Source organism: Ruegeria sp. AA6 (genome assembly GCF_056542865.1).
The window spans coordinates 269,597-291,312 of record NZ_JBQGAN010000002.1 but is presented as its reverse complement, the minus strand read 5'-3'; the positions used below and the strand labels follow the sequence as shown (position 1 = coordinate 291,312).

Below are 21,716 nucleotides of genomic sequence, written 5' to 3'. Positions count from 1 at the left end.
CGCCAACTAAATCTTCGGGTCAGGGTTGACCGTATGGCCATCCACGGCGATCACCTGACCCGACACCAACCGCGCCGCATCCGAGGCGAGGAATACGGCCATATTGGCAATGTCACGCCCTTCGACAAACCGCCCCATTGAAGTCCCCGAGGCATAGCCTGCGTAGACCTGATCTCGGCTCATCCCCTTGGCTGCGGCTTCACGCGCCAGCACACCTTCCATCCGAGGGCCTTCAACAGCCCCCGGGCAAAGCGCGTTGGCGCGGATGCCGTGCGGGCCTAGTTCCATCGCCAGTGTTTTCATCAATCCAATCACCGCCCATTTCGCCGAAGCATATGGCGCACGGTACGGATAGCCGAACTGCCCCGCAGTCGATGACATCAGAATGATGCTGCCGGATTGTGCGGCTTTCATTATCGGCGCTGCGTGTTTAGCAGCCAGAAAAGCGCCGTCCAGATTGACCGAGACACAGGACCGCCAGTCCGACAGCTCAATATCCTCAATAGCATCTGTCGGGCCCGCGACCCCGGCATTGGCGCAAAGTACGTCCAGCCCACCTTCGGCCTCGACGGCCTGAAAGATGGCACTCATATCAGATTCGCTCGACACGTCAGCCCAATGACACGACCAGTGCTCTGGCGTGGATCGCAGCGCGGCTTCGTCAATATCGGTGATGCAGACGCTGTACCCGGCTGCATCAAACGCTTCGGCCATAGCACGGCCGACGCCAGAGGCACCGGCCGTAATCAGAACACGCTGCTTCATGCCGGTTTGCGTATCGCGGCACCCGCGCCTTCGGGGTATGGCAACCCGGCTTGCGCTTCGGCAATGCGTGCCATTGCAGCTTCGATTTCAGGCGATGGCGCGCTGGGACGACGGGTCTCAAGGCTGACATGCAGGAGGAAGCTTTCGCCCGTGGCCAGAAGCTTGTCTCCTTCATACATGCTGTGGAACAGGTGCAGCTTCTTGCCCTGTCCCAGCAACATCTGCGTACGGATTTCAATCCTGGCGCCCGCGTGAACCTCATCGATATAGCGGATGTGGTTTTCGGCAGTGAAATAGCTGCCACCCGAGGCTATATAATCTGCGTCACAGCCGATGATCTCCATGAAACGATCGGTTGCATCGGCAAAAGCCTGAAGATAACGCGCCTCGTTCATGTGGCCGTTATAGTCGGTCCAATCCAGCGGCACAGCACGCGAAACGGTCAGAATGGGCTGGCTCAGGTCAGCCTGCTCCATCGTCGGCAAAGCACCCGATTTCAGTGCTGCGTCATGCTGATTCAACACCGCACCCGCGCCCCAGTTTTGCGCCTTCAAAGCCCGCATCATACCTACAAGGTTGTTGTCGCGGATGCGCTCCAACTCGCGGATCGAATGCATACCGGACTGCGCGTCAGACTGGTCAGCAATCATATCGACCAATTCATCGGTGAACTCGGGCACATCCATCAACTTGGTCCAGGGCCACTTCAGAGCCGGGCCAAACTGCGCCATGAAATGCCGCATTCCGGCTTCACCACCCGCCACGCGGTATGTTTCAAACAGCCCCATCTGCGCCCAGCGGATGCCAAAGCCCATGCGGATCGCCTCGTCGACCTCCTCGGTCGTGGCGATGCCGTCCTTGACCAGCCACAGCGCCTCGCGCCAGACGGCTTCGAGGAAACGGTCAGCAATATGCGCGTCGATCTCTTTCTTGATGTGCAGGGGGAAGAAACCAACCGATTTCAACAACTCCTGCGCGCGCTCAACCATCTCGGGCGGGTTTTTGTCAGTCGGCACCAGTTCGATCAGCGGCAACAGATAGACCGGGTTGAACGGGTGCGTCACCACGATCTGTTCAGGGCGCAACGCGCCGTCTTGCAACTCAGACGGTTTGAACCCGCTGGTCGAAGAGCCAATGATCGCATTTGGATCACACGCCTCTTGCAGCCCCTTGTAGACCTTCAGCTTCAGGTCCAGCCGTTCCGGCACACTTTCCTGAATCCAAGAAGCCCCTTGCACGGCTTCGGCTAAGTCCTCGTGAAAGGTCAGCTTGCCTTCTGGCAGCAAAGGCACATCACTTAACCCCGGCAGAGACCGCCGCGCATTGTCCAGAACCTCACCAATCTTACGCTCGGCTTCTGGATCGGGGTCGAACACCCGCACATCCCAGCCGTTCAGAAGGAACCTAGCAGCCCAACCGCCGCCGATTACACCACCACCAACAATCGCTGCCGTTTTCATGCCAACCCGCCTGTCAAAGAAACAGTCTTCATCTTTCCAAAAACACTCCGGGGGATTGGGGGCTGGCCCCCAATCCACTTCGATCACTTCGCGACCGGCGCGCGCTTCACTAGCCCCAGCTTCTCGCGCACTTCCTGCGGTCCGATCACCCGCGCACCCATGTTCTCGATAATGGTCCCGGCGCGTTCGACCAGTTGCCAGTTCTCGGCCAGAACGCCTTTGTCCAGCCACAGGTTGTCTTCCAACCCGACGCGCACGTTACCACCGGCCAGCACGGACGCCCCGACATAAGCCATCTGATTCCGACCCAATGCAAATGCGCTGAACGTCCAGTCATCCGGAACGTTGTTCACCATCGCCATGAAGGTGTTCAGATCATCTGGCGCACCCCACGGAACCCCCATACACAGCTGCACCAGCGCAGGACTGTCCAGCACGCCATCCTTCACCAACTGCTTGGCGTACCACAAATGACCGGTATCAAACGCTTCGATCTCAGGCTTCACGCCTAGATGCGTCATCATCCGCCCCATGGCCTGCAACATGCCCGGCGTGTTGGTCATGACATAGTCTGCTTCGGCAAAGTTCATGGTGCCACAGTCCAAGGTGCAAATCTCAGGCAGGCATTCGGCCACATGTTCAACCCGCGCTGCCGCGCCGATCATATCGGTGCCATCCTCGCGCAAAGGCAGAGGCGCTTCGGTCGGGCCAAACACCATGTCCCCGCCCATCCCGGCCGTCAGGTTCAAAACGACGTCGACCTCGGCCTCACGAATGCGTTCAGTCACCTCGCGATACAGGTCCAACCGGCGGCTGGGCGCGCCGGTCTCAGGGTCGCGCACGTGGCAATGAACCACTGCTGCCCCGGCCTTGGCGGCAGCAATCGCGCTGTCTGCTATTTGCTGCGGTGAACGCGGCACATGCGGGCTGCGATCCTGTGTTCCGCCCGACCCGGTGACGGCACAGGTGATGAAGACTTCGCGGTTCATTTCCAGAGGCATGACGTTTTCCCCAAGTTATACCCGGTTTTGCCATAGGTTTTCCCCAGGCTTCTCCCCGGATTCCGATTTGCGTTGCGCCCAACTCTGACGCAGCCTTGTGAAAACACTTGCCAGAATGCGAATCGAACTTGATGAAATCCGCAAAAAACATACTCCAACCCGAACATCGCGCCCTGAAAACGGCGGTGCTGGTGCTGGACGAATGCAACACTCTCAGCTTTGCATCGGCGGTTGACCCAATGCGTGCAGCGAACCGCCTTGCGGATCGCCCAGCGTTCGATTGGGACTATGTAACCGCCACTGCGGACCCTGCGACATTGACCAGCGCGCTTAACGTGCCCGGCATCCCCTTGGCAAGGCTGCAAGGCTGCGATCTGATGATTGTGGTGGCCGGGTTCCAACTGGCCCGCCACGCCACCCCCAGCCTATTGGCTGGCCTGCGCCGCATCGCCGGCACCGGCGCGACAATGGCCGGCATCGACGGAGGCCCCTGGCTATTGGCCGAGGCAAGCTTGCTGGACGGCCACGCTGCCACCACCCATTGGGAGGACCTCGACAATTTCGCCGCCCGCTTTCCCGAGGTCGACGTGCGCCCTGACCGTTTCACTGTATCGGGCAACCGCCTAACATCGGGCGGAGCCATCCCGGCGGTCGAGATGATGCTTCATATCATTGCAGCACGCCACGGCGCAGGATTTGCCGCACGTGTGTCGGGCCTATTCCTCTACGATGGCGCGCCCGAACCCACCAAACCGCAAAGCCGGACAGGCGCCCCGCATCGCCACACTGCGCTGACGGCCAAGGCAAATGCGCTCATGGAATCCTCTCTCGACGAACCGCTTCCACTGGTCGACATCGCGGACACTTTGGGCACCAGCCCGCGCACTTTGCAGCAACAGTTCCGCCTGCGCCTGAACACAACACCGCAAGACCACTACCTGCAACTGCGCCTGGCCGAGGCTCGCCGTCTGGTTACCGACACGGATATGTCCCTGATGGACGTCGCGCTGGCGACCGGATTCGCGTCACAATCCAGCTTTGCCCGCGCCTTTCGTACAGCCCACGGCCTGTCGGCCCGCGACCTGAGGCAGGAACGCACTTACCCCACCCATCACTGAGGGTATCCCCTTCATCTGGCTAAAAATACCTCGGGGGAGGCGCGCAAAGCGCGGCGGGGGCAGAGCCCCCTAAAACGGCATCGGATGCGCGCGATGCGCCTGACCAATCTCGGCCAAGACCTCATCCGATAGCCGCACATCCTTACCGTTCAGAATATGCTCCAACTGCGCCACCGACGTTGCTCCGAAAATGGCCGACATCATGAATGGACGTGACCTGCACCAGGACAGTGCCATATGCACCGGGTCCAACCCATGCCTCTCGGCGATTTCCAGATACGCCGCCACAGCTTGAAACACGCGCGGCCCCTTGCGCCCGCCCATTTCAGCCACCAAAGACATGCGCGATCCTTCCGGCACCGCTCCGCCCTGATACTTGCCGGTCAAGAACCCGACCCCCAAAGGCGAATACGCCATGAGACCCACATCCTCATGCACGCTCAGCTCGGCCATATCCGTATCGAAATGACGGCATAGCAGCGAATATTCATTCTGCACCGAAGCCACTCGTGGCGCACCCATCTGCTCGGCGATCCGTAGCCATTGTGCAGTCCCCCAAGTGCTTTCGTTGGACAGACCAAAGGCACGAATATTCCCCTTGTCTACCTGCGCCTGCAGGACCTCGAGGCATTCCTGCATGTTGTCCAAAACTTCATTCGTATTGTGCCCCGCCGGTGCATAGTTCCAGTTTTGACGGAACATGTAGCTTCCGCGGTTCGGCCAGTGGAATTGGTACAGATCAATGCATTCGGTCTGCAACCGACGTAACGATCCTTCAATGGCCACCGGGATAGTCTGAGCCGAGATTGGCGCGCCATCACGGGCATGGTTGAACCCTGCACCGGAATGCTTGGTCCCCAGAATATAGTCACCCCGCCGCGCCGGGTTGGCTGCGTTCCAGTTGCCCAGAATCTCTTCGGTCCGCCCAACGGTTTCCTTCCTGATCGGGTTCACCGGATACATTTCGGCGGCATCAACGAAATTGATCCCACCGTCCAGCGCCATATCCATCTGCGTATGCGCATCCGCCTCGGATGTCTGCGTACCAAAGGTCATCGTACCCAGACACAGGTCCGACACCGTGATCCCAGTACGGCCCAAGGGCTTCATTTCCATCAGTCACTCTCCAGAGGTTTACTTTGAAGCCGGCGGCTTATGCCTCGGCCTTCTTTTCCCAACGGCCCGCTTCCTCGGACCAATATTGCGCCGAACATCCCGCGCCCGTCAGGGCTTTCCACTGCCCCCGCGCGTGCTGGACGGCCTGATCGTCATTGCCATCGAATAGGATGCACACCCGTTCCAGCGCGGCAACCTCGACCGGGTCAACCTCAGCGCCATCTACAGCCATGACACACGCCGGCTCGTTGGCGGCCTTTGGCCCGGTCGTCAGCAAAATCGGCTGCGCTGCGTCATGCGGGCCGCCCTCTCGGCCATGTGGCAGGAACCCTTCTTCCGGTCCCAGCCACAGTTTTTCATCCAGCCAGTCCATCCGCGCAGGGTCGGTTCCCCGCACGGCGATCTTCCACCCGGCCTGCCGCGCCTTGTCCAGCAGAACCGGCAAAGTACGCTCCAAAGGCTGACGGGTCAGGTGGTAGAAATAGACGGCGCCCATCGGATTACTCGAAGTGATCCTGAACCATCCGGCTTAGCGCGCGAACGCCCCAGCCGGTGGCCCCTTTGGGTGCATAGGATGTTTCCGATGCCACCGAGGCCACACCCGCGATGTCCAGATGAATCCAAGGCGTTTCTTCTTTCACGAACCGCTGTAGGAACTGCGCCGCCGTGATCGAACCCGCAGGACGACCGCCAACGTTCTTCATATCTGCAATGCGCGATTTCAGTTGCTTATCATAAGCCTCACCCAGTGGCATCCGCCATGCGCCCTCATCCTCGGCCTTGGCTGATTTCAGGAATGCATCGCAGAATGTGTCGTTGTTCGAGAAGACACCGGCATTCTCATGCCCCAGGCCGATTATGATCGCGCCGGTCAGTGTGGCCAGATCAATCATGCCCACCGGCTTGAACCGCTCTTGCGCGTACCACATCACGTCGCACAGAACCAAACGGCCCTCGGCGTCTGTGTTGATGATCTCGACCGTGTCACCCTTCATCGACTTGACCACATCACCCGGACGGGTGGCGTTACCCGAGGGCATGTTCTCGACCAGACCAACCAGACCTACGACATTGGCCTTGGCCTTACGCTTGGCCAGCGCGCGCATGGTGCCCGCAACAACACCCGCGCCGCCCATATCCATGGTCATGTCTTCCATGCCACCGGCCGGTTTCAGCGAGATACCACCGGTGTCGAACACGACACCTTTACCCACCAAAGCCAACGGCGCGTCGTTCTTGTCGCCACCGTTCCACTGCATCACCACAACCTTCGACGGACTGACCGAGCCCTGCCCGACGCTCAGCAGCGTGCGCATGCCCAGTTCTTCCAGCTTGTCCTCTTCCAGAACCTCGACCTCAAGGCCCAGTTCTTTCATTTCAGCCAGACGGTCGGCGAATTCGGTAGTGGTAAGAACGTTGGCAGGCTCATTGGTCAGGTCGCGGGTCATGCGTACGCCATCGGCCACAGCGTATTTCGGGGCAAAGGCGGCCTCGACCTCATCGGCCTTTTGGTGGCTGATGGTGACGGTGCCAGCATCATCCGCTTCCTTGGTCTTATGCGCGTCAAAGTCATAGCTGCGCAGGGCGATGCCCATCGCAAGATCCTCAGTTCGAACCTGATTGCCTGCCATCACCAGCATGTCCTTGCCGCCCGCCAGCTTTGCCAGCGCGGCACCGGCCTTTCGTGCCTCAACCGGATCAGGGCGACGTGGCAACACCACGATATCCAGCGCCTCGGCCGCCATGCCGCCGGGCCACGCCAGCGAGATCACGTCGCCCGTTTTAACCTTTTCGAACCGGGGGCTTTCCACCAGCCGCGCCACCGCACCACGGGTTAGGCGGTTGGCTCGGCGCACTGCGGGGCTCATCTTGCCGTCAGCCGGGACGATCACCGCCACCCGCCCTTCGGCCTGCGCCATTGCGTCCACTTCAAAAGGCTGAAACCGGATCGGTACAAGACTGCTCATTGCAAACTCCTCAAAATCTGTTCCCCAAGACCTAGCCCGCACTGCGCGGCTTGACCAGATAGCAGTTTTCCCCGCGCGCCAATTGCATTACAGTCCCGAAAAAATTCCGACCGGATCGGGGGAGAACGAATTGGCGAGACAGGGCAGGCATATGCCGTCGCGCATCCGCGCAGGCGAAAGTGATTCCAGTCCGGTGACCGCCCGATACAATCGGCATGTTGATGGGGCGGAGGCACACCCGTGATCCTCGACCGTTATTTCGCCCGCAGGTTCATGCAGAGCTTTCTGGTCATCGGTGGCATTTTTCTGGCTTTGTTGATTCTGATCGACCTGGTTGAACAGGCCCGCCGTTTCGAGTCGGAAAACCTGTCCTTCGGTCGCCTGCTGCACCTGACCTTGCTGAACACACCAGCAGCCATCAGCGAGATGCTGCCCCTTTTGGTCATCTTGTCCACAATTGCGTTGTTCGTAGGGCTGGCGCGTAGTTCTGAATTGGTGGTGACACGCGCCATCGGGCGATCAGGCATCCGGGCGTTGCTGGCTCCGGTCACATTGGCCCTGCTGATAGGCGGGCTGGCAGTAGTTCTGTTGAACCCGATCAGCGCTGCGACGTCTGCGGAATTTCAACGATTGGCGGACTCGTACAAAAACAAAGGGAATTCTGCGCTGTCAATTACCCGCGAAGGTTTGTGGCTTCGTCAGGGTTCGGCCGAGGGGCAATCGGTTATCCATGCTCGCGGCACGACGAATGCCGACTCGTTGGAGCTAACCGGCGTTACGATTGTAACCTTCTCACCAGACGGCAAACCAACGCAGCAGATTTTGGCTGATCGCGCGCAGCTTTCCAACGGGTCGTGGATTCTACAGGATGCAAAGATTTGGTCGGTGAATGAAGACGTAAACCCAGAGATCACTTCTGAAGTACACCAAAGTATCGAACTCCCGACCTCGCTGACGCGGCAGCGCATTCTGGACACGCTCGGCCAGCAAAGTTCGGTTTCAGTCTTCGATCTTCCCGAGTTGATCCGCGACCTCAGAGAGGCAGGATTTTCCACCAAGCAGTATGAAGTCTGGTTGCAGGTCCAGTTAGCCAGGCCTCTATTTCTAGTGGCGATGGTAATGATCGGAGCCGCCTTCACCATGCGTCATGTTCGTTTTGGCGGCACGGGCATCGCGGTTTTGTCTGCCGTGCTTCTGGGCTTCGCCATCTACTTCGTTCGAAACTTTGCCCAAATACTTGGGGAAAACGGTCAATTGCCAATTTTAATCGCAGCTTGGGCACCACCATTTGCAGCCATTCTCCTGTCGCTCGGCCTTTTGCTCCACGCGGAGGACGGCTAATGCGGATCATATCCAGCCTTTTGCTGTCCGGCGCGGTTGCACTGGCATTGCCCACGGGCGTTTTGGCGCAAGTCCAAACTGCTCCCTCACAGACGCAAGAGCCGCAACAAGAGGATCAACCCGCGCTGTTGGTGGCGGATCGGATATTTATCACACCTGAACGTGTCCTCGTGGCCGAGGGCAATGTCGAGGCTTTCCAGGGCGACGTCAAACTGACTGCGGACCGTATCACTTTCGACCGTGAAACAGGCGCGCTAACCTTGGAAGGACCGATCCGCATTGATCAGGCTGGCGAAACCACGATTTTGGCCGATTCTGCCGAGTTAGACGATGGCCTTCAAAACGGGCTGCTGACCGGCGCGCGGATGGTGTTCGAACAACAGGTGCAAATCGCCTCGGTTCAGGCTACGCGTGCCGGTGGCAGGTACACACAGTTCAGCAAGGTCGCCGCCACCTCCTGTCATGTCTGCGCAAACGGCAAACCGCCTCTATGGCAAATCCGCGCCCGTAAGGTCACCCATGATCAACTGGAACGACAGTTGTACTTTGAGGGGGCACAGTTCCGAATTCTGGATTTTCCCGTTTTCTACCTGCCCTACTTGCGACTGCCTGACCCGACACTTGATAGAGCCACCGGTTTTCTGGTGCCGTCGGTACGAACCACGTCGCAGTTGGGAACCGGCCTTCAGGTGCCCTATTTCATAAAGTTGGGCGATCACAGAGACCTGACACTGACACCTTATGTGTCATCCAAGACCAAAACTCTTGGGCTACGCTATCGCCAAGCATTCAAAAACGGGCGCATCCAACTGAGAGGCGCCTACACGCAGGACGACCTGCAACCTGACGACGACCGGGGATACCTGTTCGCTAACGGCTGGTTTGACCTACGGAACGATTTTCGGTTTACGTTTGACATTCAAACCACGTCCGACGACGCATACCTAGCCGACTATGGCCTGCCGGACCTCGACCGGTTACGCAGTGAAATCGCGCTGGAGAGGATCAAGCGCGACACGGCGTTCCGCACCAGTTTTATTCACTACAAAACCCTGCGCGACAGTGAAGATCAGGATGAAATCCCGTCGCGTGTGTTCGACCTGTATTATCAAAAGCGCCTGTTTCCGACCGCAGTCGGAGGTGAAGTTCGGCTGGGTTTTGATGCCCACGCTCACGAACGAACCAGCGACGAAGATATTGTTGGCCGTGACATCGCGCGCGCTACCCTCGATGCCGAATGGCTGCGCAGCTGGACTTTCGCGTCGGGTCTGCGCACCGACGTGCAAATCGGCGCTTCGGTGGATACGTTCGACATTCGCAATGACAGCGAGTTCCCCGAAGAGGTAACACGGACGACCCCTCGCGCCGCGCTTACTTTGCGCTTTCCGTTGCGCAAGCGCGAGGCCTCGGGCGCGGTTCAGGTTCTGGAACCAATTGCCCAGATTGGGTGGACCCATGTATCTGACGACAACGTCCCAAACGACGAAAGCACCTTTCAGGAGTTTGATCAGGGTAACCTTTTGTCTCTGTCCCGTTTCCCTGCGCCGGATCAGCGCGAAGACGGCCTGACCAGTGTGGTTGGCGTCAACTGGTCCCGCTATGCCGCTGGAAGATGGCGCGCCCTTGCAACCGTAGGGCAGGTTTTTCGTGCCGAAGCGGATCCTAACTTTAACCTGACATCAGGGCTACAGGGCACGGTTTCCGACTTACTGCTAGCTGCGCAGCTTCAGACCAATAATGGTTGGACCGTAGCAGGGCGCGGCCTGTTGAACGGTGATTTCAGTTTTGCCAAGGCCGAACTCCGTGCCGGCTGGCAGCAACAAACAGCTGCGGTTACCGGAAGTTATCTGTGGCAAGAACCGGATCCGGCGGAAAACTTGGATGATGAAATTTCAGAAGTTCGCTTAACCGGAAGATACCAAGTGGATCAAAACTGGAATACCAGAGCGCTTGCTCGGTATGACTTCGCCGAGTCCGAACCCATCCGATATGGCTTGGGAGTTACGTATCAGAACGAATGCGTACAAGTTAAAATGGATGTCAGCAGGCGCTTTACCTCATCATCAAGTATTGAGCCTTCGACAGAATTCGGCTTTACCGTAGCCCTGACGGGATACTCCGTTAAAAGTGGCGGCCAAGAATACAAGAGAAGATGCAGTTGATTTCAGGTTTCACCCGTTTCCTCCGCTCCGGTTGGCTTAAACCAGCCGCGCCCCTTCTTGCCGGGGCGATGTTGACTATTACGACCTTTGAGGCCGATGCTCAAAGCCTGTTTTCTCCGGCAATCAAGGTGAACCAAGACATCATAACTTGGTACGAATTAAACCAACGCCAACAATTCCTGACCGCATTGGGTGCACCTGGCGCATCCGAGAGCGAGGTGCGTAAGGCCCTGATTGACGAGCGGCTGCGCCGTCAGGTCATGCGTGAAGCAGGAATTGTGGCCGCCCCAGAGGATATTCAGGTTGGCATCGACGAATTTGCGTCACGCGGGCAGTTGTCGTCCGACCAATTCCTGCAGTTGCTGGCGGACCAAGGAGTTGATCGCGAAACCGTCCGCGACTTCGTGGCCAATCAGGTTTCGTGGCGTGACTATATCAGCGCACGGTATCTGTCCCAGGCACGCCCCACAGAGGACGAGATAAACCGGGCCTTGGGACAATCCGGTGGCGGCGGCCTGCAGGTACTGCTGTCCGAAATCATTATCCCCGTAAATCAGCAAACCGTGGCACAGGCCGAACTTCTGGCCCAAGAAATCGCGCAACTTGAAGGTTATGACGCCTTTGCGGCAGCCGCGACGCAGTATTCGGCGGCAGCCACACGCGACAACGGCGGACGGTTGGACTGGCTGAACCTGTCCAGCCTGCCCCCTGCTTTGCAACCTGTGATCTTGGGGCTGAAGAATGGGGACATCACTCAACCTCTGTCGCTGCCCAATGCCATCGCCCTGTTCCAGATGCGCGGCCTGCGCGAAGTTGCGGCCGGCGCCACCAATTATTCCGAGATTGACTACGCGATCTACAGCATGCCGGGCGGCCGAAGTGCCGACACGTTGGCCCAAGCTGCCAAACTAAAAGAGCAGATCGACACCTGCGATGACCTTTATGGCATTGCCAAGGATCAACCGGCCGAAGTTCTGCAGAGAATTCAATCCAGCCCGTCTGAAATACCGCGCGACGTGGCGCTGGAACTTGCCAAACTTGATATCAATGAGGTTTCAACAACATTGACCCGTAACAACGGGCAAACCCTTCTGTTCTTGATGTTGTGCACCCGCACCCGCGACCTGGGTGAAGAGACATCCCGTGTCGACGTGGCCAATGCGCTTACTCAAGCGCGCCTCACAGCCTTCGCGGACAGCCTGCTCGCACAGCTGCGCGCCGAAGCCACAATTGTCGAGCAATGACCGCCCCAATCGCGCTGAGTTGTGGAGATCCAGCCGGAATTGGCCCGGAAATTTCTGCCAAAGCGTGGTCTGAGCTACGCGGCAACTGCCCCTTCTTTTATATCGGCGACGCAAGTCACCTGCCGCCGAACACACCTTTTTCGGGAATCTCACACCCGTCCGAGGCCATTGATATTTGCGCCTCTGCTCTGCCGGTGCTGCAACTGGATTTTCCAGCGCTCAGTGTCCCGGGCAGGCCGGACCCGGCCAATGCACCTTCGGTGATCGCCGCTATCGAACGCGGTGTCTCACTGGTGCAGTCTGGTGCCGCCTCAGCTTTATGCACAGCTCCAATTCACAAAAAAGCACTGATCGACGGGGCCGGGTTTGCCTATCCCGGCCATACTGAATTTCTGGCTGCCCTCGCAGGCTGCGACCGTGTCGTGATGATGCTCGCCAGCGATCAGTTGCGCGTAGTTCCCGCGACAATTCATATTGCACTGTCCGAGGTCCCCACAGCTCTGACTCCAGACCTGCTGCGTGAAACGATCGCCATTACCGCCGAGGGTTTGCGCCGCCAGTTCGGTATCGAGCACCCTCGTATCGCCATTGCCGGCCTCAACCCACATGCGGGCGAAGGCGGCAAGATGGGTCAGGAAGAACTAGACTGGATCGCCCCGCTGATCGGAGACCTTCCAAACGACAGCTATACTGTCACCGGCCCGCACCCGGCGGATACGATGTTCCACGCTTCTGCCCGCGCCCGCTACGACGCAGCGATCGCGATGTATCACGACCAAGCCCTGATCCCGATCAAAACGCTGGATTTCGACCGTGGTGTTAACGTGACACTGGGCCTGCCTTTCATCCGTACCTCGCCTGACCACGGCACGGCACTGGATATTGCAGGCAAAGGCGTCGCCACCCCCACCAGCCTGATCGAGGCTCTGAAACTTGCCCAACGCATGGCACTAAGCACTTGATCCTTCACCTGACTGAAAATATCCCCGCCGGAGGCAAAAAATCTCTGGCGCATCACCCCAAACCCGCGCCACGGTAATCGGATCATGAGCGCAATCGACCATCTCCCCCCTCTTCGCGACGTCATCGCGACACACCAGCTCTCGGCACGCAAGTCGCTGGGTCAGAACTTTCTGCTGGACCTGAACCTGACCGCCAAGATCGCGCGCCAGGCCGGAGATTTGACGGAATGCGATGTGCTGGAAATCGGCCCCGGCCCCGGAGGGCTAACCCGCGGGCTTTTGTCTGAAGGCGCACGCAAGGTCGTGGCGATCGAGAAAGACACCCGCTGCATCGACGCCCTGAACGAGATCGCCAACGCCTATCCCGGTCAGCTTGAAGTTATCAACGGCGACGCGCTGGAGATCAATCCGCTTGAGCATCTGAAACCCCCGATCCGTATTGCGGCCAACCTGCCCTACAATGTCGGCACCGAACTGCTGGTGCGCTGGCTGACGCCCCCGGAATGGCCCCCTTTCTGGCAGAGCCTGACCTTGATGTTCCAGCGCGAAGTTGCCGAGCGTATCGTCGCTCAACCTGGCAGCAAAGCCTATGGTCGCCTCGCAATCCTTGCGCAATGGCGGGCCGAGGCGCGCATCGCGATGTCGCTACCGCCCGGAGCCTTCACCCCGCCCCCCAAGGTTTCGAGCGCGGTGGTCCATCTGACCGCCCTGCCCCAGCCACGCTACCCCGCCGACGCTGCAACCCTAAGCCGCGTCGTCGCCGCCGCCTTCAATCAGCGCCGCAAAATGTTACGCGCCTCACTGAAAGGTGTGGCTACTGATATTGAAGATCGGTTACTGGCCGCTGGTATCAAACCGACGGAACGCGCCGAGCAGGTTCCGCTTGAGTTGTTTTGCGCGTTGGCGCGCGAGATTCAAAAAACCTAAACGCAAGAAAGCCCCGGGCAACCCCGAGGCTTTCGCAATTTCAACCTCAGCAACTATTCAGCTGCTTCTGGCGCATCACCATCGGTTTTGGGCGCTTCTTCAGCCGCCGGTGCGGCTTTGGGTTTCCGCGCCCTTGGTTTGCGCGCTGGCTTTTCCTTTTTCTCCGGCGCTGCAGTGTCAGCCCCTTTGCTTTCGGGCGTTTCTACCAACCCGGATTCGGGGACGGACGCTTCGGCCTCGAAATCCATGACATCGGGTTGCGGTGCCTCAGCCGGATCGGCCTGACGGGCAGCTTCACGCTCCTGACGCTCGGCGCGTTCGCGGTCGCGTTCGGCCTGGCGTTCGCGGTTCTGGCGCTCCTGCTCTTCGCGGCGCGCTTCGATTTCACGCTGCGCTTCGCTCAGCAGGCGCAGATAATGCTCGGCATGCTGCTGAAAGTTTTCAGCGGCCACGCGGTCATTCGACAGCTGAGCATCGCGCGCCAACTGGTTATACTTGTCAATGATCTGCTGGGGCGTACCGCGCACTTTACCCTCGGGACCCGAGCTGTCGAAAACCCGGTTTACGACGTTGCCCCCGGAAGGACGATTGCGGTTGTTCTTGGCCCGCGAGCGGGATTTGGAAGATCTCATCTTACTTTACGTCAGCCTTGTCACTCGATGCCGATCACGTCGCGTCTTGCACTGCTCAAGGGCTGTAGCCGTCACACGATGTCGACTTTTTTGGGCTTGGCGTCAGGGGCCCGCTGAAACAGCGTCAACCTCTCCGACTGACTCTGAGTAAGCATGTCCAGAGCCCGCAGACAAGAGGGTTGTCCAAAAATTCGCAGCTTTTTTACATTTATCGGCACTTTTCAGCCTCAGTTTAGACCTCTACTGCGGTATTCTGGCGACAACGACCCGGTCGCGACCGTCCAGATCGGGGATGATCCGGGCTTCGGCCAGCCCCGCAGCTTGAAACAACGCGGCGACGCTTTTGCCCTGCGTGGGTCCGATTTCAACCAATAGACGCCCCCCGGGGGTCAAGAAATCAGGGGCCGAGGCTGCAATATGACGGTAGGCCCCAAGCCCGTCGCCTTCATCAGTAAGCGCCATGCGCGGCTCATGCTCGCGTACTTCTGGGGACAGCTCGTCCATCTCTGCCAATGAGATATACGGCGGATTGGAAACAATGAGGTCAAACTCACCCCCAATGTTCTCGAACCAGTCAGAGCGCGAAATCTCAACCCTGCCCTGAACATTGTGCTGAACTGCATTCGCGCTGGCCTGCAGGCATGCGGATTCACTCAAGTCGACACCAACGCCAGAGGCGCTCGTTCGTTCAGCCAAAAGTGTAATCAGGATGCAGCCGGAGCCGACCCCAAGATCCAGAACATGGTCAAACGGCTCGCTCAACGCCGCTTCGATCAACGTCTCGGTTTCGGGTCGCGGGTCCAACACGTCTCTGCTAACGCGAAAGCGGCGGCCATAAAACTCACGCTCGCCCAACAGATGCGACACCGGCACACGAATAGCCCGAAGCGAGATCAACTGATCATAGCGTTCGGCAATTTCCGGCGACAGTTCCTCGGGTGCGATCAAGGTGACCCGGCTTGCCTCAATGCGTGCGGCGTGGGCCAGCAAAACGCGCGCATCGCGCGCCGGATCGTCCACACCTGCCGCACGCAGGCGTGCCGTGGCGGCAACCATCGCCTGCGCTGCTGTCAACGCCGCGATCATTGCGCCATCTCGGCCAGCAACCGCGCCTGATCATCAGCGGTCAGCGCATCTATTACTTCGTCCAGATCGCCCTGCATCACCTGATCCAGCTTGTAGAGCGTCAAGTTGATCCGGTGATCCGTCATGCGGCCCTGCGGGAAGTTATAGGTTCTGATCCGTTCAGACCGGTCGCCGGATCCCACTTGGCTGGCGCGATCTGCCGAGCGTTCGCTGTCGATCCGCTGACGCTCCAAATCATACAGGCGCGTTTTCAGCACCTGCATCGCGATCTCTCGGTTCCGGTGCTGTGACTTTTCCGAACTCGTCACCACGATGCCGCTGGGCAGGTGGGTGATCCGCACCGCCGAGTCCGTAGTGTTCACGTGCTGCCCGCCCGCGCCCGAACTGCGCATGGTATCGATGCGAATGTCATTGGCGTCGATCTGGATGTCGACATCCTCGGCCTCGGGCAGAACCGCCACAGTCGCCGCCGAGGTGTGAATCCGCCCGCCGCTTTCGGTTTCAGGCACGCGTTGCACACGGTGAACGCCGGATTCGTATTTCATCCGTGCAAAAACATTGTCGCCCTTGATATGCGCGACAACTTCCTTGATGCCGCCCAGATCAGACGCCTGTTCTTCGATGATCTCGAACTGCCAGCCGCGACCTTCGGCATAGCGCTGATACATGCGCAGCAGGTCTCCGGCGAACAAGGCGGCTTCGTCGCCTCCGGTGCCGGGACGAATTTCCAACATCGCCGGGCGTGCATCCGCTTCGTCACGGGGCAACAGCGCTAATTGCAACGCGTTTTCTGCCTCGGGGATGCGGACCTGCAGGCCGGGAATTTCCTCTTCGGCCAGTTCCTTCATGTCGGGATCGGCCAGCATCGACTCGGCCTCGGCCAGATCAGCGACCAGCTGGCGCCATGCCATGATCTGATCGACCACCGGCTTGAGGTCCGAATATTCTTTAGCCAAAGCCGCTATATCGCCACCCGATGCGCCATCAGCCATGGCAGCTTCGAGGTACTGGAATCTCTGAGTTATCTGTTCAAGGCGTTCTTCGGGGATCATCCGCGCGGTGTCTATCAATCCGAGGCTTTGGTCAAGGCCCGTCCCTGTGCTAAGCTGACGCTATGACACGTTTGGCACTTGTTTTTTTACTGTGCGCGGCCCCGGCCATGGCTGATGTAGTCGGCCCGGGAGGCAAGGTTCAGGACTGCTATTGCACCGATAAATCCGGCACACGCGTCGAACTGGGTGAGATGATCTGCCTGCAAGTCGATGGCCGTATGTTCACAGCGCAATGCCAGATGTCGCTGAATGTGCCCATGTGGCGTGAGGTGCAAGAAGGGTGCCTGTCGTCAGGGCTGCAATTCAGCCAGCCACCCGTCGACCCGGGTTCTGTTCACTCCGAAGTCGCGTCGTCCAAATCTTAAACGTCCGTAGATTCTCAAGACGTCACCGTCCTGTTGAACTGTCGTGTAGTCGGGAAAGCCGATAACTTTGGTTCGGGTAATGTACGTGATCATCCCCTCTTCCACCGACCCGGTCAGTACGGTCGTGCTCGGAGACATGCTGACAATTGCGTTGAGACGTGCCAGACCCTCGGGTCCGGTTTCGACAACGCGAAACACGCCATCATCATCGTCTCGGTCTGCCTCACCAACCGGTGCCACGTTCCACCGCGCGGGGTCCGAAGGTGCCAGCCGAACATAGGCGCCAAGTACCAACACCAGACCCACAATCAGTAAGAGCACCATTTTCATCATCCCAAGCCCGTTCTTTTCAGAAACCATATGCGGATCAGCGCGACGGGCAAGGTGACGGCCTTCTTACCGTGACGTCACGCCCGGCAGGATACACAACATCTCGAACAACAGATTCGCCGCCGTCAGCGCCGTGTTGCCCGAGGGATCATAAGGCGGAGAGACCTCGACCAGATCACACCCCACGACATTCATACCGGCCAGCGCATGGATCAACTGCAGTGCCTGCGGCGTCGTAAGGCCGCCAATCTCGGGCGTGCCGGTGCCCGGCGCAAATGATGGGTCCAAGCTGTCGATGTCATAAGTGATATAGACAGGATGATCTCCGACAGTTTTGCGGATTTGCGAGCCGATCTCGGTCAGGTTCTGCTGCCACAAGTCCCACGCCGGGAACTGGCGGAAGCCCCAACCACTGGCCTCGGTGAAATCCGACGCTGCATAGCCCGAGCCGCGAATACCGATCTGAAAAGTTTTGTCGGGAACGATCAGCCCCTCTTCGTAGGCGCGGCGGAACACAGTGCCATGGGTTTCTTTCTCGCCAAACATCTCGTCATTCACATCCGCATGAGCATCCACATGCACCAGAGCCACCGGTCCGCGCTTGGCCGCAATCGCGCGCAGGATCGGCAACGTGATCGAGTGATCGCCTCCCATCGCAACGGGTGTCACACCCTGCGCCAGAATGGCGTCATAGCTTTCCTTGATGATCTTGAGGCTATCGGCCAACGAAAACGTATTGATCGCCAAATCGCCGATATCCGCGATCTGCAGACTGTCGAACGGCGCGGCAGAGTTTGCCATGTTATAAGGCCGGATCATCGCGCTTTCGCTGCGGATTTGCTTGGGCCCGAACCGCGTGCCCGATCGCCACGACGTCCCGATATCCATCGGAATTCCCAGCACGGCCACATCCAGCCCGGCCAACGTATCCGCCTGCGGCAGGCGCATGAACGTGTTCGGCCCCGAAAACCGCGCTAGATCATTGCCGCTGATCGGTTGGTTAAAGTCAGTCATGCCCGTTATTCTCCCGTCCGGCCTTTTGGTTAACGTGATAGCGGAAAGATGGCTAACCAAAGGTTAAGGCTGCAGTTTGTTCCACCCCAACAAGCAGATAATCTGCGTCGCCACATGCGCACCCGCAATCGCCGTCGCACCGGATGTGTCATAGGGCGGAGAGACCTCGACCACGTCCCCACCCTTGATATTGATCCCGGCAATGTCGCGCAGAATGATCTGGGCTTGGATCGAACTCAGACCGCCCCAGACCGGCGTACCGGTTCCGGGGGCAAAGGCCGGGTCAAGGCCGTCGATATCAAAGCTCAGATAGACGGGGCTGTCGCCCAGTATGCCTTTGATCTTTTGCGCCACGGCTGCAGGGCCGGATTCGTAAACCTCACGCGCGTCGATGATGTTCACACCCAACGTGTCCTCGTTCGTGGTGCGGATGCCGACCTGAACCGAGCGTTTCGGGTCCACGATCCCCGACTTCACCGCTTTGTAAAACATGGTCCCGTGATCCACACGGGTCATGTCGTCGTCAGCCCAGGTGTCTGTATGCGCATCGAATTGCAGCAAGGACATCGGACCGTATTTTTCGGCATAGGCTTTCAGGATCGGGAAACTGATATAGTGATCGCCGCCCAAGGAAACCGAGGCCACGTTTGCGGCCAATATAGTGCGGATGTGATCAGTCAACGTATCTGGAAAGGCGGGGATGTTGGCATAGTCATAGGCCACGTCTCCATAATCCACGATTGCCAATTCACTGAGCGCATCAAACGGCCAGCCATAAGGTGCATCCGGCGATTGCAGCGCGCTGGCCTCTCGAATGGCGCGGGGACCAAGGCGGGTGCCGGGGCGATTGGTCACCGCCTGATCGAAGGGCACACCTGTCACGGCGATATCCACGCCCTTGAGGTCTTTGGTGTAGAGCCGCCGCAGAAACGAGGTTGCACCGCCGAAGGTATTCTCAAACGATAACCCCTTGAGATCCGGGTTGGTAAAAGCCTCATCCACTTGGTTTTTTGCGTCTTCCAGTGCCATATATTTCCCCCATCAGCCCAGCGGCTGCGCCTTTTCGACAATCCGCGCAAAGAACGACGCGCCGACCGGCGCGATCTCGTCGTTGAAGTTGTATTTCGGATGGTGCAGCCCGGCACTTTCCCCCTGCCCCAGGAACAGATACGCGCCGGGACGCGCCTGTAGCATGTAGGAAAAATCCTCGGCCCCCATCTCGCGCCCTGTATTGGCTGTTACGCGGTCGGCTCCCGAGACTTCGCGCGCCACATTGGCCGCGAACTCGGCTTTGCCCGCATCGTTGATCGTCGCCGGGTAATTCACCTCATAGTCCAGCCGTGCCTCAACCCCATACGAGGCCGCCTGCCCCTGCACGATCTGCTCCATCCGTTCCATCACCATCTTCTGAACGGTTGGATCGAAGGTGCGTACCGTGCCGTTGATATAGGCCGTATCCGGGATCACATTGTTTACCGTACCGGTGTGGATCTGCGTGACCGAGACCACGAGATCATCCAGTGCATAGTGGTTGCGGCTGACGATGGTCTGAATCGCCTGCGCAATACCACAGGCCGCCATCACCGGATCACGCGTTTCATGCGGCATGGCCCCGTGGCCGCCGACGCCCTGAATATGCACATGGAAGGTATCCACTGCTGCCATGATTGGTCCGGGTGTGGTGTGGAAATCTCCGACGGGTATCCCCGGTGCGTTGTGCAGCGCGTAAACCTGAGAGATATCGAACCGGCCCATGATCCCCTCTTCGACCATCACACCGGCCCCGCCTCCGTCTTCTTCGGCAGGCTGGAAGATCAACGCAACCCGACCCCGGAAATTCCGCGTTTCGGCCAGGTATCGTGCGGCGCCCAGCAACATCGCAGTGTGACCATCATGGCCGCAGGCGTGCATCTTGCCGGGGTGTTTCGATGCATACTCTACACCCGTTTCTTCGGGGATGGGCAGCGCATCCATGTCAGCGCGCAGGCCGATGGTCGGGCCTTCGCCCCGCCCGTTGATGATTGCAACAATCCCTGTCTTGGCGATCCCTTCATGCAATTCATCCACGCCGAATTCGCGCAAACGGTCCGCCACAAAAGCCGCCGTTTCATGGCATTCGAATTCCAGTTCCGGGATCGAATGCAGATGCTGGCGCCACGCGGCCATATCGGTCGAGAATTCGGCAATTCGGTTCACGACGGGCATCTGGGGTGGACTCCTGATCCTGACTACGGAATGGATGCATCTGACACCGGAACGAAAGGGTTCGCAATGGCCGAAAATCCTCTGATCCACGACAGCGATGCGGGTATCGAGCGTCTGCTGGAAATCATGCGCCGATTGCGTGACCCGGATACAGGCTGTCCGTGGGACATCGAACAGGATTTCGCCACCATCGCCCCCTATACGATCGAGGAAGCCTACGAAGTCGCCGACGCAATCGAACGCGAGGCGTATGACGAGTTGAAAGGCGAGCTTGGCGACCTGCTGTTCCAATCCGTCTTTCACGCACAAATGGCCGAAGAAGCCGGGCATTTCACCTTTCAGGACGTGGTCCGCACCATGTCGGACAAGATGGTTGACCGGCACCCGCATGTCTTCGGCGACGAATCCCGCGATAAGTCCGCCGAGCAGCAGACTGCAGATTGGGAAACCATCAAGGCCGCAGAACGCGCGGGGAAAGAGCAGAAGGGCGCATTGGACGGTGTAGCTGCCAACCTGCCTGCCCTTCTGCGCGCCCATAAGCTGCAAAAACGCGCCGCCCGCGTGGGATTCGACTGGCCCGATGCCAGCCATGTTCTGGCCAAAATCACCGAAGAGGCCGCCGAGTTGGAAGAGGCGCGCAACAGCATGGATGCAGACGCACTAGAGGATGAATTCGGCGATCTGCTGTTTGTGATGGTCAATCTGGGCCGCCATCTGGGCATCGAACCCGAGGCAGCCCTGCGTCGCACCAACGCCAAATTCACTCGCCGGTTCGAACAGGTCGAGGCGCGTTTGGCCGCCCGTGGAAAAACCCCGTCGCAAAGCGATTTGGCCGAGATGGACGCGCTGTGGTACGAAGTGAAAACTGAAGAGCATCTCGCCAACGGCAAACTCCCGCCGGTGGATGCAGTAGCCGATACGTAAATCGCCTAGACAAGTGCGGTGACACTTGCGAGTGTCCGCCCTTCA

General features: G+C 58.9%; 21 protein-coding genes. 8 read left to right on the top strand and 13 right to left on the bottom strand.

Annotation, left to right across the window (positions count from 1 at the left end):
• Positions 1 to 6 precede the first annotated feature (6 nt).
• The 3 genes from ACR0LN_RS04440 to bcoG all read right to left on the bottom strand — a co-directional run bounded on the left by ACR0LN_RS04440 (position 7) and on the right by bcoG (position 3,226).
• Complete coding sequence (locus tag ACR0LN_RS04440; protein ID WP_480428027.1) at positions 7 to 765, bottom strand: SDR family oxidoreductase; 759 nt, start codon at positions 763 to 765, stop codon at positions 7 to 9.
• On the bottom strand, positions 762 to 2,225 hold the full coding sequence (locus ACR0LN_RS04435) for a carnitine 3-dehydrogenase (RefSeq protein WP_480428026.1): 1,464 nt from the start codon (positions 2,223 to 2,225) through the stop codon (positions 762 to 764). Before ACR0LN_RS04435 ends, ACR0LN_RS04440 begins: the two co-directional genes overlap by 4 nt.
• A gap of 83 nt (positions 2,226 to 2,308) precedes the next feature.
• On the bottom strand, positions 2,309 to 3,226 hold the full coding sequence (gene bcoG / locus ACR0LN_RS04430) for a 3-dehydrocarnitine:acetyl-CoA trimethylamine transferase BcoG (protein ID WP_480428025.1): 918 nt from the start codon (positions 3,224 to 3,226) through the stop codon (positions 2,309 to 2,311).
• A gap of 131 nt (positions 3,227 to 3,357) precedes the next feature.
• On the opposite strand from bcoG, the gene ACR0LN_RS04425 reads away from it, so the two are divergent.
• The gene (locus ACR0LN_RS04425; protein WP_480428024.1) at positions 3,358 to 4,344 is read left to right on the top strand and encodes a GlxA family transcriptional regulator; all 987 of its coding nucleotides are present in this window, start codon (positions 3,358 to 3,360) and stop codon (positions 4,342 to 4,344) included.
• A 69-nt stretch (positions 4,345 to 4,413) separates the two neighbouring features.
• On the opposite strand, the gene ACR0LN_RS04420 is transcribed toward ACR0LN_RS04425, so the two are convergent.
• Genes ACR0LN_RS04420 through ACR0LN_RS04410 form a run of 3 tightly spaced genes read right to left on the bottom strand, consistent with a single transcriptional unit; the run spans position 4,414 to position 7,427 of the window.
• Positions 4,414 to 5,460, bottom strand: coding sequence for an aldo/keto reductase (locus ACR0LN_RS04420; RefSeq protein WP_480428023.1), 1,047 nt, complete (start codon positions 5,458 to 5,460; stop codon positions 4,414 to 4,416).
• A 37-nt stretch (positions 5,461 to 5,497) separates the two neighbouring features.
• The gene (locus ACR0LN_RS04415) at positions 5,498 to 5,956 is read right to left on the bottom strand and encodes a DNA polymerase III subunit chi (protein WP_480428021.1); all 459 of its coding nucleotides are present in this window, start codon (positions 5,954 to 5,956) and stop codon (positions 5,498 to 5,500) included.
• Between the two features lie 4 nt (positions 5,957 to 5,960).
• Positions 5,961 to 7,427 carry a leucyl aminopeptidase gene (locus ACR0LN_RS04410; protein WP_480428019.1) on the bottom strand — a complete coding sequence of 489 codons (1,467 nt, stop codon included), beginning with the start codon at positions 7,425 to 7,427 and terminating at the stop codon, positions 5,961 to 5,963.
• 240 nt (positions 7,428 to 7,667) lie between these two features.
• Here ACR0LN_RS04410 and lptG point away from each other — a divergent pair, with 240 nt between their 5' ends.
• From lptG to rsmA, 5 genes are all read left to right on the top strand, one after another.
• Positions 7,668 to 8,768: an LPS export ABC transporter permease LptG gene (gene lptG / locus ACR0LN_RS04405; RefSeq protein WP_480428018.1), complete on the top strand. Its 1,101-nt coding sequence runs from the start codon at positions 7,668 to 7,670 to the stop codon at positions 8,766 to 8,768.
• The gene (locus ACR0LN_RS04400) at positions 8,768 to 10,930 is read left to right on the top strand and encodes an LPS-assembly protein LptD (RefSeq protein ID WP_480428017.1); all 2,163 of its coding nucleotides are present in this window, start codon (positions 8,768 to 8,770) and stop codon (positions 10,928 to 10,930) included. The genes lptG and ACR0LN_RS04400 overlap by 1 nt, the downstream gene beginning before the upstream one ends.
• Complete coding sequence (locus ACR0LN_RS04395; RefSeq protein WP_480428015.1) at positions 10,921 to 12,174, top strand: peptidylprolyl isomerase; 1,254 nt, start codon at positions 10,921 to 10,923, stop codon at positions 12,172 to 12,174. The genes ACR0LN_RS04400 and ACR0LN_RS04395 overlap by 10 nt, the downstream gene beginning before the upstream one ends.
• Entirely contained in the window at positions 12,171 to 13,136 is a 966-nt protein-coding gene (pdxA, locus tag ACR0LN_RS04390; RefSeq protein WP_480428014.1) for a 4-hydroxythreonine-4-phosphate dehydrogenase PdxA, read from the top strand. Before ACR0LN_RS04395 ends, pdxA begins: the two co-directional genes overlap by 4 nt.
• 84 nt (positions 13,137 to 13,220) lie before the next feature.
• On the top strand, positions 13,221 to 14,063 hold the full coding sequence (rsmA, locus tag ACR0LN_RS04385; RefSeq protein ID WP_480428013.1) for a 16S rRNA (adenine(1518)-N(6)/adenine(1519)-N(6))-dimethyltransferase RsmA: 843 nt from the start codon (positions 13,221 to 13,223) through the stop codon (positions 14,061 to 14,063).
• A 53-nt stretch (positions 14,064 to 14,116) separates the two neighbouring features.
• Here rsmA and ACR0LN_RS04380 read toward each other — a convergent pair whose 3' ends face one another.
• The 3 genes from ACR0LN_RS04380 to prfA all read right to left on the bottom strand — a co-directional run bounded on the left by ACR0LN_RS04380 (position 14,117) and on the right by prfA (position 16,833).
• Positions 14,117 to 14,695: a DUF4167 domain-containing protein gene (locus ACR0LN_RS04380; RefSeq protein ID WP_480428012.1), complete on the bottom strand. Its 579-nt coding sequence runs from the start codon at positions 14,693 to 14,695 to the stop codon at positions 14,117 to 14,119.
• Positions 14,696 to 14,935: 240 nt separating this feature from the next.
• Complete coding sequence (gene prmC / locus ACR0LN_RS04375) at positions 14,936 to 15,781, bottom strand: peptide chain release factor N(5)-glutamine methyltransferase (protein WP_480428011.1); 846 nt, start codon at positions 15,779 to 15,781, stop codon at positions 14,936 to 14,938.
• The gene (gene prfA / locus ACR0LN_RS04370; protein WP_480428360.1) at positions 15,778 to 16,833 is read right to left on the bottom strand and encodes a peptide chain release factor 1; all 1,056 of its coding nucleotides are present in this window, start codon (positions 16,831 to 16,833) and stop codon (positions 15,778 to 15,780) included. Before prfA ends, prmC begins: the two co-directional genes overlap by 4 nt.
• 62 nt (positions 16,834 to 16,895) lie before the next feature.
• Here prfA and ACR0LN_RS04365 point away from each other — a divergent pair, with 62 nt between their 5' ends.
• On the top strand, positions 16,896 to 17,198 hold the full coding sequence (locus tag ACR0LN_RS04365) for a hypothetical protein (protein WP_480428010.1): 303 nt from the start codon (positions 16,896 to 16,898) through the stop codon (positions 17,196 to 17,198).
• Here the strand turns inward: ACR0LN_RS04365 and ACR0LN_RS04360 are convergent.
• The 4 genes from ACR0LN_RS04360 to ACR0LN_RS04345 all read right to left on the bottom strand — a co-directional run bounded on the left by ACR0LN_RS04360 (position 17,124) and on the right by ACR0LN_RS04345 (position 20,747).
• Positions 17,124 to 17,531: a DUF1499 domain-containing protein gene (locus tag ACR0LN_RS04360; protein WP_480428359.1), complete on the bottom strand. Its 408-nt coding sequence runs from the start codon at positions 17,529 to 17,531 to the stop codon at positions 17,124 to 17,126. The two genes, ACR0LN_RS04365 and ACR0LN_RS04360, sit on opposite strands and share 75 nt — an antisense overlap.
• A gap of 63 nt (positions 17,532 to 17,594) precedes the next feature.
• Positions 17,595 to 18,542 (bottom strand): agmatinase, encoded by a 948-nt coding sequence (speB, locus tag ACR0LN_RS04355; protein ID WP_480428009.1) that lies wholly within the window; start codon positions 18,540 to 18,542, stop codon positions 17,595 to 17,597.
• Between the two features lie 63 nt (positions 18,543 to 18,605).
• Complete coding sequence (gene speB / locus ACR0LN_RS04350; RefSeq protein WP_480428007.1) at positions 18,606 to 19,571, bottom strand: agmatinase; 966 nt, start codon at positions 19,569 to 19,571, stop codon at positions 18,606 to 18,608.
• A 12-nt stretch (positions 19,572 to 19,583) separates the two neighbouring features.
• Positions 19,584 to 20,747 carry a M20 aminoacylase family protein gene (locus ACR0LN_RS04345; RefSeq protein ID WP_480428005.1) on the bottom strand — a complete coding sequence of 388 codons (1,164 nt, stop codon included), beginning with the start codon at positions 20,745 to 20,747 and terminating at the stop codon, positions 19,584 to 19,586.
• A 66-nt stretch (positions 20,748 to 20,813) separates the two neighbouring features.
• Here ACR0LN_RS04345 and mazG point away from each other — a divergent pair, with 66 nt between their 5' ends.
• Positions 20,814 to 21,671 carry a nucleoside triphosphate pyrophosphohydrolase gene (mazG, locus tag ACR0LN_RS04340; RefSeq protein WP_480428358.1) on the top strand — a complete coding sequence of 286 codons (858 nt, stop codon included), beginning with the start codon at positions 20,814 to 20,816 and terminating at the stop codon, positions 21,669 to 21,671.
• The last annotated feature ends 45 nt before the right edge of the window (positions 21,672 to 21,716 follow it).

Excerpts from the sequence above, each read along its gene's own strand:
- ACR0LN_RS04440 (WP_480428027.1), bottom strand. The coding sequence starts at position 765 with ATGAAGCAGCGTGTTCTGATTACGGCCGGTGCCTCTGGCGTCGGCCGT.
- ACR0LN_RS04435 (WP_480428026.1), bottom strand. The coding sequence starts at position 2,225 with ATGAAAACGGCAGCGATTGTTGGTGGTGGTGTAATCGGCGGCGGTTGG.
- bcoG (WP_480428025.1), bottom strand. The coding sequence starts at position 3,226 with ATGCCTCTGGAAATGAACCGCGAAGTCTTCATCACCTGTGCCGTCACC.
- ACR0LN_RS04425 (WP_480428024.1), top strand. The coding sequence starts at position 3,358 with ATGAAATCCGCAAAAAACATACTCCAACCCGAACATCGCGCCCTGAAA.
- ACR0LN_RS04420 (WP_480428023.1), bottom strand. The coding sequence starts at position 5,460 with ATGGAAATGAAGCCCTTGGGCCGTACTGGGATCACGGTGTCGGACCTG.
- ACR0LN_RS04415 (WP_480428021.1), bottom strand. The coding sequence starts at position 5,956 with ATGGGCGCCGTCTATTTCTACCACCTGACCCGTCAGCCTTTGGAGCGT.
- ACR0LN_RS04410 (WP_480428019.1), bottom strand. The coding sequence starts at position 7,427 with ATGAGCAGTCTTGTACCGATCCGGTTTCAGCCTTTTGAAGTGGACGCA.
- ACR0LN_RS04400 (WP_480428017.1), top strand. The coding sequence starts at position 8,768 with ATGCGGATCATATCCAGCCTTTTGCTGTCCGGCGCGGTTGCACTGGCA.
- ACR0LN_RS04395 (WP_480428015.1), top strand. The coding sequence starts at position 10,921 with ATGCAGTTGATTTCAGGTTTCACCCGTTTCCTCCGCTCCGGTTGGCTT.
- pdxA (WP_480428014.1), top strand. The coding sequence starts at position 12,171 with ATGACCGCCCCAATCGCGCTGAGTTGTGGAGATCCAGCCGGAATTGGC.
- rsmA (WP_480428013.1), top strand. The coding sequence starts at position 13,221 with ATGAGCGCAATCGACCATCTCCCCCCTCTTCGCGACGTCATCGCGACA.
- ACR0LN_RS04380 (WP_480428012.1), bottom strand. The coding sequence starts at position 14,695 with ATGAGATCTTCCAAATCCCGCTCGCGGGCCAAGAACAACCGCAATCGT.
- prmC (WP_480428011.1), bottom strand. The coding sequence starts at position 15,781 with ATGATCGCGGCGTTGACAGCAGCGCAGGCGATGGTTGCCGCCACGGCA.
- prfA (WP_480428360.1), bottom strand. The coding sequence starts at position 16,833 with ATGATCCCCGAAGAACGCCTTGAACAGATAACTCAGAGATTCCAGTAC.
- ACR0LN_RS04365 (WP_480428010.1), top strand. The coding sequence starts at position 16,896 with ATGACACGTTTGGCACTTGTTTTTTTACTGTGCGCGGCCCCGGCCATG.
- ACR0LN_RS04360 (WP_480428359.1), bottom strand. The coding sequence starts at position 17,531 with ATGATGAAAATGGTGCTCTTACTGATTGTGGGTCTGGTGTTGGTACTT.
- speB (WP_480428009.1), bottom strand. The coding sequence starts at position 18,542 with ATGACTGACTTTAACCAACCGATCAGCGGCAATGATCTAGCGCGGTTT.
- speB (WP_480428007.1), bottom strand. The coding sequence starts at position 19,571 with ATGGCACTGGAAGACGCAAAAAACCAAGTGGATGAGGCTTTTACCAAC.
- ACR0LN_RS04345 (WP_480428005.1), bottom strand. The coding sequence starts at position 20,747 with ATGCCCGTCGTGAACCGAATTGCCGAATTCTCGACCGATATGGCCGCG.
- mazG (WP_480428358.1), top strand. The coding sequence starts at position 20,814 with ATGGCCGAAAATCCTCTGATCCACGACAGCGATGCGGGTATCGAGCGT.